Origin of the sequence: Nonomuraea sp. 3-1Str (genome assembly GCF_031570565.1) — a bacterium.
Taxonomy (GTDB): Bacteria; Actinomycetota; Actinomycetes; order Streptosporangiales; family Streptosporangiaceae; genus Nonomuraea.
In genome coordinates, this window is the sequence record NZ_JALHBK010000037.1 from 68,857 (window position 1) to 82,909 (window position 14,053).

Sequence of the window (14,053 nt, forward strand, 5' to 3'; positions counted from 1 at the left end):
GGTCCTTTCGGGGTTTCTCTCAGCCGCGCCGAGTCTTGCGGACGGCCGTTTCCCGCTTTTTGCCCGAATGTGAACGTCGTGTTAAGTGACACCGATCCGCATCTCCACTTGTGAGGGCATGCGGACGTGCCGGGCCGGAGGTCTCCCGCCCGGCCCGGCGCTTCAGTTGCGCGGGTCCCTCCCGTTCACGCCGTCGTAGCCGAGCAGGCGCATGGCGGTGTCCGGGTCCATGGCGGCGGCCAGGAGCTGCGCTCGGGCGTGCGCGTGGTCGCGCTCACGCTCGGCCTTGACCTGGGCCGCCCGCATGCCGCGGACCGCCACGAGCGCGAGGCCGATGCCGACGACCACGGCCACCACGACGACGAACACGATGAGCAGCAGCCCCGGCGAGGCCACCCCCGTCCCCTTGCCGCCGCCGGTGGGCGGCGCCATGCCTGTCAGGGCGAGCCCGACGAGCAGCACGAGCGTCACCAGCGCGAGCAGGCTCGTGACCAGCACCCAGCCCCGCCCGCGCAGCCCGCGCCGCGGCGTGGGGACGGGGCCGGCCAGGGACGCGGGGGCCGCCGGAGGATCGCCGGCCGGCACCGGGGCCGACAGCGGGGTGGTGGCCACGGGGGCGGCGGCCGGCGCGGGCTCCGGCGCCCACGGCACGAACTCCGGCCGCCCGTCCGCCGAGATCACGGCGGACGCGGCGGAACCAGGGGGCGCAGCGGAAGCAGGGGGCACTGTCTGGATGACGGGTGTCCCCGAGGGGGCGTTCTGCAGGATCTGACCCGTGACCACCTCCCCGGCGCCCGTCGGCTCCGCGACCCCCGGCAGGTCCCGGTCGATGCGGCTGTGCTCCTTGTGCGCCCGTGCCGCCTCCAGGTGGTACTCCTCCAGCTCCTGGTACAGCTCGTCCGAGGCGTAGACCGTGCCGTCGATGATCGGCCCGGGGCGCCGCTCGACGATGGCCACCACGTCGTCACCGTTGAGCGTCTTGTGGGTCTCCAGCGCGTGCGCCACGCACAGCACGTCGCGCCGGTGCTCCTCCAGCAGCCGCTCGGTCCGCTCCAGCAGCCGTACGAGGTTGAACTCGATCCGCTCCCCCAGCACGTCGGGCGTCAGCTCGGGTCTGCCCCTGGGGGGCTCCTGGTCGGCGATGCCGGTGGGGCCGCCGTCGCGCCGCGGCATGGCCTTGCCGCCCATGATCTCCAGCTCCTGGAGGGCGGGCAGCGAGGTGACCCCGGAGCCCATGCCCCAGTGGGACTCCATGAGCGCGGTCAGGTAGGTCGCCGAGTGCAGGTCGCCGGACACGCCGGAGGAGTTGTCCTGGCCGAAGAACATCCGCTCGCCGGCCAGGGAGGCGAGGGAGACCATGATGTCGGCCTCGTACTCGGACTTCCACCGGGTGAACTGGTCCTCCGGCTTGATGGAGGCCACCATGCCGAGGTAGTCGGCGCCCTTCTCGATGGTGGCGATGTCGATCTCCAGGTGGAAGCGGGTGACGTAGGCGACGACGGCGTGGCAGGCCTCGTGGACCGCGACCGCGTGCCGTTCCCGCTCGATGTACTCGACGTCCTCGGGCGGGCCGAGCTGCTTGAGCCGCTTGGCGCGCAGCACGTCGGACCAGGTGATGACCTCGCGCTCGTCACGGATGGCGGTGATGAGCGACTCGTTGACCAGGTCCTTGATGGTGGCGCCGGTGGCGTACGGGGTGATGGTGGCGAGCTTGTCGATCTGCTCGGGGGTCAGCTCGTGCTCGACCTTGTCGAAGTAGCCCTGGTAGGTGCGCAGCCGCCCCGCCTTGGACGGATAACCCACCTTGTAGATGCGGTCGATGCGGCCGGGGCGCAGCAGCGCCTCGTCGAGCGCGTCGGGCCGGTTGGTGGCCATCATGACGAGGATGCGGTACTTGGGCGGCGGCTTGGGCCGCATGCCGAGCAGCCGGCGGACGAGGCGGTTGAAGAACCCGCGCGGCTTCTTGAGCCCGGACAGCTCGGTGAGCAGCGCCTGGAGGGTACCGGGGTCGCCGCTGTTCAGGCCGCCGCCCATGACGAAGCGGTTGCGGGCGCTGGGCTCCTCCGGCTCCCGGCCGCGGCGGAAGGCCAGTACCGAGCGGGTCTCCTCGGACAGGTAGCCGAGGCCGTGGCAGTCCGCCGCGCCGGAGAACGCCGACCAGCCGCCGCCCTGGCCGGGCGGTCCCTGCACGGCGAGCCGGCCGCGTTTGCCGAGCGAGTCGGCCTCGTCGAAGAAGACGATCACGCCGCCGTACCGCAGGGCGAGCTTGCGCAGCTTGCGGAACAGCGTCTTGACCTTGAGGATGCCGATGCCCATGAACATGTTGGTGAACGCGCCGGGGTCCACGAAGACGTACGGCTTGCCGGTCTCCCCCGCGACCGCCTCGGCCATGAGCGTCTTGCCGGTCCCGGGCGGCCCCCACAGCAGCAGGCCGCTGGGGACGTACCCGCCGCGCTCCTCGATCTCGCCGGGCCGTTCGAGGAAGACGATGTTCTCGCGGACGCGCTCGACGACGTGGTCCTGGCCCCACACGTCGGCGAAGCGGGTCTTGATGTCGTCGGGGAAGTACGTCTCGACGCCGCCGCGCGACAGGAACCAGAACATGCCGACGAACTGGATGATGACCACGAAGAACAGGAAGACGATCTGGAGCAGGAACGGCAGAGCCTGGAACACCAGCGCGGGGGCCCGGAACAGCGCCAGGAACGGGCTGGTCTCCAGGACGGCGCCGAGCACCAGCGCCACCAGCACGACCCAGAACACGATCTTGACGGCCCGGGAGATCCGGTACCGCGTCCAGTCGTCGAAACGGGTGAGCGCCCACCGCTCGAACCCGCCGAACACGCGGCGGCTCCAGAACCCGTGGTAGCGGGGCGAGCGCTCGCTGACGAGGAAGTGGAGCTGGCGCAGCGCCTCGGCGCCGAGCAGCCAGAAGATCCACTGATGCTCGTAGGCGATGGCCCGCATGGCCTCCGGGAAGGTGACGATGCCCTCGTAGTCGGCCATGGTCTTCCAGGACAGGACGAGGAAGGCCGCGCCCAGCCCGATGAGGAACTTGCTCCGGTCCCAGAACGGCATCCTCTTCCTGGTGACCGAGTCGGGGTCGGCCGGCCCGCTGCCGGGCGCGCGCAGCCCTTCGTGGTGCGTGGTGGTGGTCAACTGTGCCCCCTCATCCGGGCAGCCGGAGCAGTCTGAACGAGTCGGCGATCCTGTCGAACTCCGCGGCACGGGCCTGGAAGCAGATCGCCTGGCAGCCGATGAGCATGACGGAGACGGTGTCGCCCTGCTCGTCGAGGATGGCGGTGTGGTCGAAGGTCTGGACGTCCGCCCCGATCCGGTAGTTGAAGCGCACCCTGACGCCCCTGGCGCCCCGGTCGAAGGTGAGCACCTGGTCGCTGATCTGCTCGAACCCGGTGAACAGCGGCTGCCTGCCGGAGGCCGTGGCCTGTGCCTCGTACAGCTCGCGCACCCGGGCGGTCACCGGCAGGACGAAGTCGCGGAGCCGGTCGAGGGAGACCCCGTCGCGCTGCTCGTCGGTGAGCTGGTGGACGGTCGCGTAGACGAAGGGCTCGGTGGAGCCGAGCAGGTGGGTGACGTCCGGTTCGGTCGACTGGTCGAAGGCGACGGACCAGACGCGCCGGGACCGCTCCGCCTCGGCCTGGGAGCCGGGCTGCGTCCCGCTCAGGTAGAGGTCGATCTGGTGGGCGTCGAGCTGGGCGAACGAGGCGGGCACCTTGAAGTAGGTGGTGCCGTCACGGTCGCGCACGTAGGTGTAGTCGGGCTGCCCGCACGCGGACAGCATGAGGGCCGCGGCCATGAGCGCGACCCGGGCCCGTGCCGTTCTCACCGGGGGTTACCTCCGCTTGGCGGACCAACGCCGTTGTTGTGCCCGTTTTCAGGCGCGGTGAGCCGGATGTACGGTGAGAAATCTTGACCAGATCTTGGCCGGACCTAGGCTTCGGTCGTTACAGATCAGACAGAGCCGTGGTCAGGGCCACTCCCCAACGGTCACCGCCGTACAACGTTCGTGCAACCCCCCATTGGTTCCTCTCAGGAAGTGACGAAAGATATGAGGATCCCTCCGACTGGGGAGCGCACTCATGAAAGAACCGGTGATCGAGACCGTGGACTCCTACGGCATGACGGCCGAGCGTCAGTTCAGCGACCTGTGGTCGCGTGACGTGCTGTCGGTCAGGGACCGCCGCCTGCTGCTCCTGGGCCTGCTGATCGGCCAGGGAATCGACGACCAGGCGGAGGTCCAGCTCGACGCCGCCCTGCGCACGAACCTGCTGTCGGAGGACGAACTGCGCGAAGTCGTGGTCTTCATCACCCACTACGCGGGGTGGTCACGAGGGACCAGGCTGAACACCCAGGTGGAGGAGCTGATCGCCCGGGTGCGGGAGGAGGACCCGGGCCCCGCCTGAGCGCCAGCGGCAGGCCGGCGGCCGGCGCGGGGTTCGCCTCTCGCGTGGATGTCTGCTCAGTTCAGGGCGCTGACGTCCATCGCCAGCGACGTCGGCTCGCCGGCGTTGATCCCGACGAGGTCCTGGGGGCACGCGGAGACCACGAACACGCAGTCCATGGCCGCCTCGAACGTGATGGCGTCCCCCGGACGGCTGAGGGCGGGCAGCCAGCTCAGCCGTCCGTCCTCGCCGACCGGGATCCGCATGAACACGTTGACCGGCTGCGGCGTGAAGGGAATGGACAACCCCATCGCGGCGACCGCGCGATGCAGGTTGTCCGCGCACGAAGGGTGGGAGGCCGTCGCGCCCAGTCCGGCGTACCGGGCCGGATCACAGGCCGCGATCAACATGTCGTGCCGGCCCGGAGAGGTGTCGGAGACGAGCGTCAGTATCGGTCGCCGCCGGTCGGTGACGAACGGCTCGCCCAGCGCGGGGAACAACCGTTTCGTGGCGGCGCGCGTATGGGCGGCGCTGAGATGCTCGGTCACGTCCTCGGCGGCGAAGGCGAACACGTCGCCGACCTGGCCGCCTTCAAGATCGACCACGCTCACGCGCTGCCCGGCGGCCAGCCGCGCCGCACGCGCTTCCCGCGCGGGGACGACCGTGCGCCCCGCGGCTGTCATGGCTTCCATGCCTCAAGGCAACCATCGGACAGCCCCGCGGGACCATGGACGTTCATCCAGCGTTCGCGTCTGAAGCTGGCATAACACACATCGCCGGCGAGGGACGTACGCTGTACGTGCGTCCATAGAATGAGCCATGACCACGTTGCCGCTGTCCAGGGCGCGCATCGTCGCGGCCGCGATCGACCTGATCGAGCGGGAGGGCGCCGACGCGGTGTCCATGCGGCGCATCGCGGCCGAGCTGGGCGTCGGCGTGATGTCCCTCTACAACCACGTGCCGACCAAGGACGCGCTGCTCGACGGCGTGGCCGAGGCCGTGCTCAGCGAGATCGAGTTCACGGACGACGCGGACGCCGACTGGACCGACCGGGTCCGGATGCAGGCGCGCGCCTTCCGGCAGATCGCGCACCACTATCCGCGCTGCACCATGCTCGTGGTCAGCCGCCAGCTCCACTCCGCCGCCGGGCTGCTGCCGGTCGAGCGCGCCCTGGCCACCCTGCGCAGCGCCGGGTTCGACGGGCCGGACGCGGTGCGGGTGCTGCGGCTGTTCATCGCCTTCGTCGTGGGCTCGCTGCTGCGCGAGGTGGGGGTGACGCCGGCGTTCGCGCCCACCGACCACCGGCACCTGGCCGGCGCGGAGGCCGCCGACCCGGCCCTGTTCCCGGAGGTGAGCGCCCTCGCGCCGCTGCTCGGCGCCTGCGACCACGAGGCCGAGTTCGCGTTCGGCGTGGAGCTGCTCATCCAGGCGATCACCGTGCATCCGGCACGCAGGGAGGGCACCCGCTGACACCGGGCGCCCTCCGCTCGGGCAGCCGTTCCTTCCCCAGAACGGCTGCCGTCAGTACCAGTTGTGCGATCGGAAGTGGCCCCAGGCGCCGCACGGCCGGCCGTACCTGCCCTTGATGTAGGCGAGGCCCCAGCGGATCTGCGTCTCCGGGTTCGAGCGCCAGTCGGCGCCCGCTCCACTCATCTTGCCTCCGGGCAGGGCCTGCGGGATGCCGTAGGCGCCGGAGGAGCTGTTGTATGCGCGGTGATTCCAGTTGCTCTCCCTTGTCCAGAGACTGTCCAGGCACTGGAACTCCTGGTACGACCAGGACCTGCGGACCACCTGGTCCAGGGCGATCACCTTGTTCCTGCGCTGGGGCCTCAGATCGGCGGCCTGCCGGCCGTTCAGCAGCCGGGTGGCGAGCCCGGTCTTGACAGAGGGCGTCCAGGTGCGGAGCCGGATGACCGGGGCGTGCCATGAGCCCTGGTGGACGACCGGCGTCGCGGCCCTCCGCTGAAGGGCCCGTGTGTCGGCCCTCCACTGGTGGGCCTGTGCGTGCGAGCCGGCTCCGGTGGCCGGCTCGGTGGCGCCCGGTGCGGCGACGGCGGGCGTCGCCGTGGTGCCGAGTGCGACGGCGGTTGCCGTCACGGTCAGAGCGCTGTGAAGGGCGCGTTTGCTGTCCAATGCGATCCTTGCTGTCGGGTCGCGTGCGGACGGGCGCGCCGGTCGCCCGGACACCCTGCCGCTCCGCGTCCGTGGCTCGGACGAGGAGGGCCCGCGCGGCCTCTCCGGGTTCCTGTGACCGCCCGATCGTGCTGGGCGGCCCGGAGGGCTCCGCGACGTTCCTCTAGCGGGTTTCTATTACGCTCCGTAATCAGCGGTCACGCACAGCGACACGCGATGGACAGGTGTTTGCGTGATCCTTCACGACTCGTCGCCGTCTCGCTGGGCCTCCGTGACGCGTCCCGGCGGCCGGCTTGCGCCACCTTTACGGGAAACGGGGACGTCCGCGAGGCTCGCTCAGTACCAGCCGTGCGACTCGGAGTGCGCCCACGCGCCGCAGGGCGAGCCGTACCGCTGCTTGATGTAGGACAGGCCCCACCTGATCTGCGTCTTGGGGTTCGTGCGCCAGTCGCTGCCCTTGGAGGCCATCTTGCTGCCGGGCAGCGCCTGGGGGATGCCGTAGGCGCCGGAGGAACTGTTCTGGGCGCGGTGGTTCCAGCCACTCTCCTTGCGCCAGAGCTTGACGAGGCACTTGAACTGGCCGTTCTTCGTCCAGCCGCGCTTGGCGGCCAGAGTCTTGGCGATGGCCTTGTTCTTCGCGCCGGCCGCCTGGGCGGTCTGCGCCTGCGCGGCCGTGGCCCCGCCACCGGCCACGAGGGCGGCCGAGAGGAGCAGGACACTGGCACGACGAAGCATGGACATGGATGGGGGTCCCTTTCGAGCGGGGGTCGGGGAAGCGACACCATGCCGGAAAAGCACCCTTTATCGCTAGTTGTCCATCTCTGCGTAGATCGGTAGCAAAGAGCGTAATATGTCCGTATTCAGGGCTTTTGTAGCTAAAAGTGAACTGCGTCACATTTTCTGGCGATCACGTTTGGAGATCCACCACCCGTGCCTTCGCGCCGATCCCGAGGAGGGCTCTATAGGGTCAGATCATGACTCTTCGCGACATTCCGCTCCGCACCCTCGCGGGCGACCCCACGACGCTCGGCGAGCTCGCCGGCGGCCAGACCCTCCTGATCGTGAACGTCGCCTCCAAGTGCGGCCTGACCCCCCAGTACGCGGGCCTCGTCGAGCTCCACCAGCGCTACGGGCCGCGCGGCTTCAGCGTCGTGGGCATGCCCTGCAACCAGTTCATGGGCCAGGAGCCGGGCTCGGCCGAGGAGATCCAGGAGTTCTGCGCGACGACGTACGGGGTGGACTTCCCGCTGCTGGAGAAGGCCGACGTCAACGGCCCGGACCGCCACCCGCTCTACGCCACGCTCACGCAGACCCCGGACGCGGCCGGCGAGGCCGGTGACGTGCAGTGGAACTTCGAGAAGTTCCTGGTCACCCGGGACGGCGAGGTCGCGGCCCGCTTCCGCCCCGGCACCCCTCCGGAGGACCCGGCGATCGTGGCCGCCATCGAAAAGTCCCTGTAAAGCGGCCCCCAAGGAACGAACCGCAACCCCAAACCAGCCCCAAGACCCCACACCCGGAGGAACGCCAAGGCGCGCGGGCCCCAGGGCAACGCCCTCGGAGGGGCGCGCTACGCGCGTGTCGCTTCAGGGAGCGCCCGCGCCGAACCCCTGCCCGCGCGCACACGAGCGCCAGGCGTGACGAGCTTCGTGGGCGGCCCGGACGCGAAGGGGCATCGGCCCCGGGCTACGTGCCGAGCCGTGAACGCACCGGCCCCTAACAGTCGTCGCCCAGCAGGTGCTCGCTGGCCCAGGCCGAGATCTGGCCGAGTGCCGGCATCAGGGCGACGCCGCGGTCGGTGAGCGCGTAGGAGACGGCGACCGGCGGCCCCTCCTCGACCCGGCGCGTGATCAGGCCCGCGGCGGCCAGGTCGGCGAGGCGGTCGGACAGCACCGAGTCGGAGATCCCGCCGATGGCGCGCGAGAGGTCGCGGAAGCCCACCGGGCCCTGACTCAGGGTGCCGAGGATGACGGCGTTCCAGCGCTTCCCCAGGAACACGAACGCGCGGGCCAGCGCGGCGTCGCCGCGGACGCATGCCTCCGACGTCACGTCGTGGCTCTGGTTGGGGGTCACCGCCATGATTCCACGCTAGCGCACGCGCACAGCCCGCGGACGGCCGCGAATCCCCCTTCCGGGCGGCATCGGAACGGTGCTCCGCACCACCCACTCGCATCCGTAGGCGCTAGCGTGTAACTTGTCACTTCGGAAATAGAAGTGACTCTCTTTCCGCTATCACATGACGCCGCTCACCCACCACAGGCTGGAGTCGCCATGACCGACAACACCTCCACCGCCCGCCCGTCCGTCGTCGTCCTCGGCGGCGGGTACGGAGGCGTCACCGTCGCCAAGACGCTCGACGATCTGGCCGACGTCACGCTCGTCGACCCCACCGAGGGGTTCGTGCACAACGTCGCCGCGCTGCGCTCGCTGGTCCAGCCCGACTGGGTGGACCAGATCTACCTCCCGTACGACCGGCTGCTCTCCCACGGCCGGTTCGTGCGCGACCGTGCCGTACGGGTGGACGGGCGCCGGGTCGAGCTTCAGTCCGGCGGCGTCCTCGAACCCGACTACCTGGTCCTCGCCACCGGCTCCTCCTACCCGTTCCCCGCCAAGAACGACGAGCCCGGCCTCCTCGCCGCCAAGGAGCGTCACCGGGCGGCCCACGACGAGCTGACCGGCGCGGCGCGCGTCCTGATCGTGGGCGCGGGGCCGGTCGGGCTGGAGCTGGCCGGCGAGATCAAGGCGTTCCACCCCGACAAGCACGTCACCGTGACCGACATCGCCGACGACATCCTGGCCGGCCCGTTCACGCAGGAGCTGCGCGACGAGCTGCGCCGCCAGCTTCAGGAGCTGGGCGTCGAGCTGCGGCTGGGCGTCAAGCTGCGGGAGCTGCCGGACACGCCGCCCGCTACGCGGGGCGCCGTCCGCGTCACGACGACCGACGGCGAGGAGATCACCGCCGACCTCTGGTACCGCGCTTTCGGCGTCCGGCTGCACACCGAGTACCTCGACGGCGGGTCGCTCGCGGACCGGCGCGACGAGCGGGGTTACGTCCGCGTCGACCCCCGGATGCGCGTGGAGGGCGAGACGCACGTCTTCGCCGTCGGCGACATCGCGAACGCCGACCGCGACATGGCGGCCATGGCCGGCCGGCAGGCGGAGGTGGCGGCCGGCAACATCCGCGCGCTGATCACGGGCGAGGGCGAGCAGCAGGAGTACACCCCGCTCGGGCCGCTCATCGCGGTCACGCTCGGGCCGGAGGGCGGAGCGGGCTCCTTCGGCGAGGGCGTCGTCGGCCCGGAGACGGTCGCCCAGGGCAAGGGGCGGGAGATGTTCGTCGGCCGATGGGCCGAGATGTTCGCCCAGGAGGACGGCCGGTAGCCGGCGGGGCTCAGTAGCCGGCGGTGGAGCTCAGTAGCCGGCGTGGCTCAGTAGCCGGACGGGCGGACGAGGCCGGTCTCGTACGCGAAGACGGCGGCCTGGGTGCGGTCGCGCAGGCCCAGCTTGACCAGGATCCGGCCCACATGGGTCTTCACGGTCTGCTCGGCCACCACCAGGCGTCCGGCGATCTCCGCGTTCGACAGCCCCTGCGCGATCAGGGACAGGACCTCGGTCTCGCGCTCCGTCAGGTCGCCGAGCCGCTCCTTGAGCGGGGCGCGCGGAGCCCCGGCCATGCGGGAGAACTCCGAGATGAGCCGCTTGGTGATGTTCGGGGCCAGCAGGGCGTCGCCCGCCGCCACGACCCGCACCGCGTGCGCCAGCTCGGCGGCCGAGGCGTCCTTCAGCAGGAAGCCGGACGCGCCGGCGCGCAGCGCCTCGTACACGTACTCGTCGAGGTCGAAGGTGGTCAGGACGAGGACCTTGGCGGTGGCGCCGGCGGTCCGGGTGATGCGCCGGGTCGCCTCGATGCCGCCGAGCTCCGGCATGCGGATGTCCATCAGGACGACGTCCGGGGACAGCTCGGCGGTCATGCGGACGGCGTCGAGGCCGTTCACGGCCTGGCCGACGACCTCGATGCCGGGCTCGGCGTCGAGCAGGACCGTGAAGCCCTGCCGGACCATCACCTGGTCGTCGGCGATCACCACGCGGATGGACTGCGTCATGCGACGTCCTCACCGAAGGCGACAGGGGGAGCCGGGGCGACGGGGAGGACGGCGGTCACCTCGAAGCCGCCGTCCGGGGCCGGGCCGGTGGCCAGCTCGCCGCCCAGCATGGCCGTGCGCTCCCGCATGCCCAGCAGCCCGTGACCGGGACCGCCCGGCGGCGGCACGGGGCGGTCCGGCGCGGTGTTGGCGACCCGGATCACCAGGGCGGCGGGCAGGTACCGGAGCTCCACCCGCGCGTCGGCCCCGGGGGCGTGGCGCAGCACGTTGCTGAGCGCCTCCTGGACGATCCGGAACGCCGACAGCTCCACCCCCGGCGACAGCGGGCGCGGCTCGCCGGTGGTCTCGGCGGTCACCGTCAGCCCGGCGCCGCGCACGTTGGCGACCAGCTCGTCCAGCCGGTCCAGGGCGGGCTGCGGACTGTCACGCGACCCGTCGGCGTGGGCGTCCTCCGAGCGCAGCACGCCCAGGATCCGCCGCAGCTCCGTCAGCGCCTCCACGGCGTTCTGGCGGATGCCCGCCAGGTTGTCGGTCAGCTCGCCGGGCGGGTTCTCCACCAGGTGCGGCGCCACCTGCGCCTGGATGGAGATCACCGACATGTGGTGGGCGACGACGTCGTGCAGCTCGCGGGCGATCCGGCTGCGCGTCTCCAGCACGGCGCGGCGGGCGCGCTCCTCCGCGGTGATCACTTCCTGCTCGATCAGGCGGCTGCGGGCCACGCGACGGCCGCGCAACGCGGCGCCCATCATGGTCGCGATCACCAGGACGGGCACGCCGGCCGGGGCGTCGCCGAGGCTGTCAGGCACGTTGATCAGCAGGACGCAGGACGTCCCCACCAGGATGGTGATCGTCAACGTCTCGACAGCCACCCTGGGCCGCATCCGCAGCGCGACCAGGAACAACACCCCCGCCTGCAGGCCGACCGCGGGCGCGGTCCAGGACCAGACGAGCGGCAGCCACTCGGCCGCCACCCGACCCACGTCCGGTGTCACCGGCCCGGGTAACCGCGCGGAGGGCGCCCATCGGTACGGCAGGTCGGCGACGGCCGCCGACCCCGTGGGCCACGAGCCGGCGACGGTGACGGCCAGCGACGCCCACCACGCCATGAGCGGCCGGAACATCGCCACGACCAGCACCACGGCGTGTACCAGAGCGAGCCCCTGGAAGGCCGGGTAGTCGGGATAGCCGCGGCCGGCCAGCCCCAGGGTGACCGCGTACAGCACCACGAGCACGTGCGGCAGCCGGCCCAGCGGGCGCGGCCCGGCCATGCGCGGCAGCGGGTCCGGTCCGAGAGCCAGGAGGTCCGCCCGGAGGTCCGCGAACAGCGCACGCGGCCCGCGCCCCCGCCCCTTCACGCCCATGCGCCCCTTCCGGTCAACGGGTCCACCCTAGACATGCCGCGTCCCGCCGCCGGAACGGGTCCCCGCCCGCTCGTACGCGTGGAAGGCCGCCCAGCAGCCCAGCAGGGCCAGCGCGAAGGCGGGCAGCCAGAGCAGGCGGGCGAGCACCCATCCGGCGTCCGAGGGGAGCGTGTGCAGGCCGGGCAGGGGCACGCCGGCGAGCAGGCCGAGCGCCGTGACCGCCATCATCGCGGTCTGGTGCCAGAGGAACAGGGTCATGGCCGACAGGTTCACCAGCGCCACCGGCGCCCAGGCGGCGGGCCGTCGCAGCGCCCGCCGCAGCGGGTCGTACAGCAGCCGGGCCGCACCGCACTGGGCCAGGCCGAAGGCGACGGCCGCCAGAGTGGGCGGGGAGAGGTTGGAGACCGGGGCGCCGGGCACCCCGACCATGGCGGCGGGATAGCCCGCCCACAGCACGAGCCCGGCCGCGACCAGCCCGGCTCCGGCCAGCAGGCCCCACGCGGCCGACCGGGCGCGCGGGCCGTCCCAGACGCGGGCCGCGCCCAGGCAGTACGGCACCAGCCAGCCCGCCGGGACGTTGACCCAGCCGGCCCAGGCGGGGCCGTCCAGGCCGTACCGGACGAGGTCGGCCAGCGCGACGACGGCGAGCGGCCACAGCGGGTTCAGCCGGGCGACCAGCGGGGTGGCCGCCGTCAGCGCGGCGTGGACCAGCAGGAACCACAGCGGTGACAGCACCAGCCTGACCAGCGCGTACACGGTCTGCTGGCCGGCGCCCGAGGCGAGCATCACCACCGCCGCCAGGCTCCAGACCGCCGTCACGGCCGCGACCGGCCGGAACAGCCGGGCCAGCCGGCCGCGGACCCACGGCCCGTATCCCACCCCCCGGGCCCGCGCGGAGGCGTGGCTGAGCGCCGCGGCGCGGCCGCCCACCCAGAAGAACACCGCCAGCGTCTGCAGCGTCCAGGAGACGGGGGTCAGCCCGGGCAGGTACGTGAGCGGGCTCGCGCTGCGCAGCGTGCCGCTGTCCACCACGAGGGCGGTGACGAGCCAGTGGCCCAGGACGACCCCGGCGATCGCCAGCGCGCGCAACCCGTCCAGCGCCCTGTCACGCCCCGGCGGGGTCGCGGCCTCGATCCGCCCGGCCAGGTCACGCCCGGCCAGGTCACGCCCGGCCACCCCCTGCCCGGTCATGTGTCATGTCCCGTCCGGGCCGGAGGCCGGCCGGACGCGATGGCGGCGAGATTGGCCAGGCTGAGCGACCCCGCCTTCAGGTAGTCGCTGTGCCCGCCGTCGCCCGCGGCGAAGACCCGGGCGCCGAACCACGGCCCGACGGGGTCGGCGCCGAGTCCCAGCGTGGCGAACGGGAGCCTGATCCGCACGTTGGGGATCGCGGCGACCCAGTCGCCGGTGGCCCGGCCGGCCCAGACGGTGGCGCGCGTGCGCAGTCCCGCGACGGTGTCGACGCCCACGCCGGCGCTGGCGTACAGGACGATGCCGGCCACCTCCAGGCCCGGCGCGGCCCGCCCGCACACCACCGATCCGTAGGAGTGGCACAGCAGGGAGATCCTGGCGTGCAGTTCGAGCGCGCGCAGCGTCCGCACGAAGCCGCGCAGGGCGGGCGCGGCCTCCTCGGCGCGGCCGGTGGTCAGCACCTCGGTGCTCACCGTGCTCGGCGTCCGGTACCCCACCCACGCGACGACCGCCGCCCCCTCACCGAGCGCCTCGCGCAGCCGGGTCGCGCCGGCCCGCAGCCGGTCGTACATGTCCAGGTTGGTGTCGGAGCCGGGCACCAGGACCGCGATCCGGTCCGCGCGGGACAGGTCGCCGAAGACCTCGACGGTGCGTCCGCCGTCGCGCCCGTCGAAGGACAGGAAGCTCCGGTCCGGGCCGCCCATCTCGCGCAGCCGGCCGGCGCGGCGGACGTCGCCGTGGCCGGCCGCGGTCCGCTCGGCCGCGCGGATGTCCTCGCGGGTGGCGGGTGGACCTGGGGGACGTATCGATGGATGCTGCAGGGACCTGGAGGTAGGAGTGCGGATGCGCGAGAACGGCGCAACGG

Annotated in this window: 13 protein-coding genes and 1 pseudogene; 4 read left to right on the plus strand and 10 right to left on the minus strand. The window is 72.1% G+C overall.

The features are described 5' to 3' along the window. Positions 1–162: 162 nt before the first annotated feature. Entirely contained in the window at positions 163–3,159 is a 2,997-nt protein-coding gene (locus MTP10_RS37880; RefSeq protein ID WP_310716218.1) for an AAA family ATPase, read from the minus strand. A 10-nt stretch (positions 3,160–3,169) separates the two neighbouring features. Further along, positions 3,170–3,847, minus strand: coding sequence for a hypothetical protein (locus tag MTP10_RS37885; RefSeq protein ID WP_310716220.1), 678 nt, complete (start codon positions 3,845–3,847; stop codon positions 3,170–3,172). Between the two features lie 253 nt (positions 3,848–4,100). On the opposite strand from MTP10_RS37885, the gene MTP10_RS37890 reads away from it, so the two are divergent. Continuing rightward, a complete protein-coding gene (locus tag MTP10_RS37890; protein WP_310716222.1) occupies positions 4,101–4,424 on the plus strand; it encodes a carboxymuconolactone decarboxylase family protein in 324 nt (107 codons plus the stop codon). 56 nt (positions 4,425–4,480) lie between these two features. Here the strand turns inward: MTP10_RS37890 and MTP10_RS37895 are convergent, their stop codons facing one another. Then, a complete protein-coding gene (locus MTP10_RS37895; protein WP_310716224.1) occupies positions 4,481–5,095 on the minus strand; it encodes an urea carboxylase-associated family protein in 615 nt (204 codons plus the stop codon). Positions 5,096–5,222: 127 nt separating this feature from the next. Between MTP10_RS37895 and MTP10_RS37900 the strand changes: the two genes are divergently transcribed. Next, on the plus strand, positions 5,223–5,873 hold the full coding sequence (locus tag MTP10_RS37900; protein WP_310716226.1) for a TetR/AcrR family transcriptional regulator: 651 nt from the start codon (positions 5,223–5,225) through the stop codon (positions 5,871–5,873). A gap of 51 nt (positions 5,874–5,924) precedes the next feature. Here the strand turns inward: MTP10_RS37900 and MTP10_RS37905 are convergent, their stop codons facing one another. Both MTP10_RS37905 and MTP10_RS37910 read right to left on the minus strand, forming a co-directional pair. Further along, on the minus strand, positions 5,925–6,500 hold the full coding sequence (locus tag MTP10_RS37905) for a lytic transglycosylase domain-containing protein (protein WP_310716228.1): 576 nt from the start codon (positions 6,498–6,500) through the stop codon (positions 5,925–5,927). A 372-nt stretch (positions 6,501–6,872) separates the two neighbouring features. Continuing rightward, positions 6,873–7,106: pseudogene (locus MTP10_RS37910) on the minus strand (transglycosylase SLT domain-containing protein); the annotation flags it as partial. A 404-nt stretch (positions 7,107–7,510) separates the two neighbouring features. Here MTP10_RS37910 and MTP10_RS37915 point away from each other — a divergent pair. Further along, positions 7,511–7,996: a glutathione peroxidase gene (locus MTP10_RS37915; protein WP_310716230.1), complete on the plus strand. Its 486-nt coding sequence runs from the start codon at positions 7,511–7,513 to the stop codon at positions 7,994–7,996. 253 nt (positions 7,997–8,249) lie between these two features. Here the strand turns inward: MTP10_RS37915 and MTP10_RS37920 are convergent, their stop codons facing one another. Then, entirely contained in the window at positions 8,250–8,612 is a 363-nt protein-coding gene (locus tag MTP10_RS37920) for a helix-turn-helix domain-containing protein (protein WP_310716231.1), read from the minus strand. Between the two features lie 192 nt (positions 8,613–8,804). Here MTP10_RS37920 and MTP10_RS37925 point away from each other — a divergent pair, with 192 nt between their 5' ends. Continuing rightward, on the plus strand, positions 8,805–9,914 hold the full coding sequence (locus MTP10_RS37925) for an FAD-dependent oxidoreductase (RefSeq protein ID WP_310716233.1): 1,110 nt from the start codon (positions 8,805–8,807) through the stop codon (positions 9,912–9,914). Between the two features lie 47 nt (positions 9,915–9,961). On the opposite strand, the gene MTP10_RS37930 is transcribed toward MTP10_RS37925, so the two are convergent. From MTP10_RS37930 to MTP10_RS37945, 4 genes are all read right to left on the minus strand, one after another. Next, a complete protein-coding gene (locus MTP10_RS37930; RefSeq protein ID WP_310716235.1) occupies positions 9,962–10,636 on the minus strand; it encodes a response regulator transcription factor in 675 nt (224 codons plus the stop codon). Continuing rightward, positions 10,633–11,997 (minus strand): histidine kinase, encoded by a 1,365-nt coding sequence (locus MTP10_RS37935; protein WP_310716236.1) that lies wholly within the window; start codon positions 11,995–11,997, stop codon positions 10,633–10,635. Before MTP10_RS37935 ends, MTP10_RS37930 begins: the two co-directional genes overlap by 4 nt. Before the next feature lie 27 nt (positions 11,998–12,024). Continuing rightward, positions 12,025–13,188 (minus strand): acyltransferase, encoded by a 1,164-nt coding sequence (locus MTP10_RS37940; protein WP_310716238.1) that lies wholly within the window; start codon positions 13,186–13,188, stop codon positions 12,025–12,027. Continuing rightward, the coding region (locus MTP10_RS37945; protein ID WP_310716240.1) for an alpha/beta hydrolase at positions 13,185–14,053 on the minus strand (869 nt) is incomplete at its 5' end. The genes MTP10_RS37945 and MTP10_RS37940, both read right to left, overlap by 4 nt.

Bases quoted from the DNA above. Each gene is read 5' to 3' on its own strand.
- MTP10_RS37890 (WP_310716222.1), top strand. From the start codon at position 4,101: ATGAAAGAACCGGTGATCGAGACCGTGGACTCCTACGGCATGACGGCC.
- MTP10_RS37895 (WP_310716224.1), bottom strand. From the start codon at position 5,095: ATGGAAGCCATGACAGCCGCGGGGCGCACGGTCGTCCCCGCGCGGGAA.
- MTP10_RS37900 (WP_310716226.1), top strand. From the start codon at position 5,223: ATGACCACGTTGCCGCTGTCCAGGGCGCGCATCGTCGCGGCCGCGATC.
- MTP10_RS37915 (WP_310716230.1), top strand. From the start codon at position 7,511: ATGACTCTTCGCGACATTCCGCTCCGCACCCTCGCGGGCGACCCCACG.
- MTP10_RS37920 (WP_310716231.1), bottom strand. From the start codon at position 8,612: ATGGCGGTGACCCCCAACCAGAGCCACGACGTGACGTCGGAGGCATGC.
- MTP10_RS37925 (WP_310716233.1), top strand. From the start codon at position 8,805: ATGACCGACAACACCTCCACCGCCCGCCCGTCCGTCGTCGTCCTCGGC.
- MTP10_RS37930 (WP_310716235.1), bottom strand. From the start codon at position 10,636: ATGACGCAGTCCATCCGCGTGGTGATCGCCGACGACCAGGTGATGGTC.
- MTP10_RS37935 (WP_310716236.1), bottom strand. From the start codon at position 11,997: ATGGGCGTGAAGGGGCGGGGGCGCGGGCCGCGTGCGCTGTTCGCGGAC.
- MTP10_RS37940 (WP_310716238.1), bottom strand. From the start codon at position 13,188: ATGACCGGGCAGGGGGTGGCCGGGCGTGACCTGGCCGGGCGTGACCTG.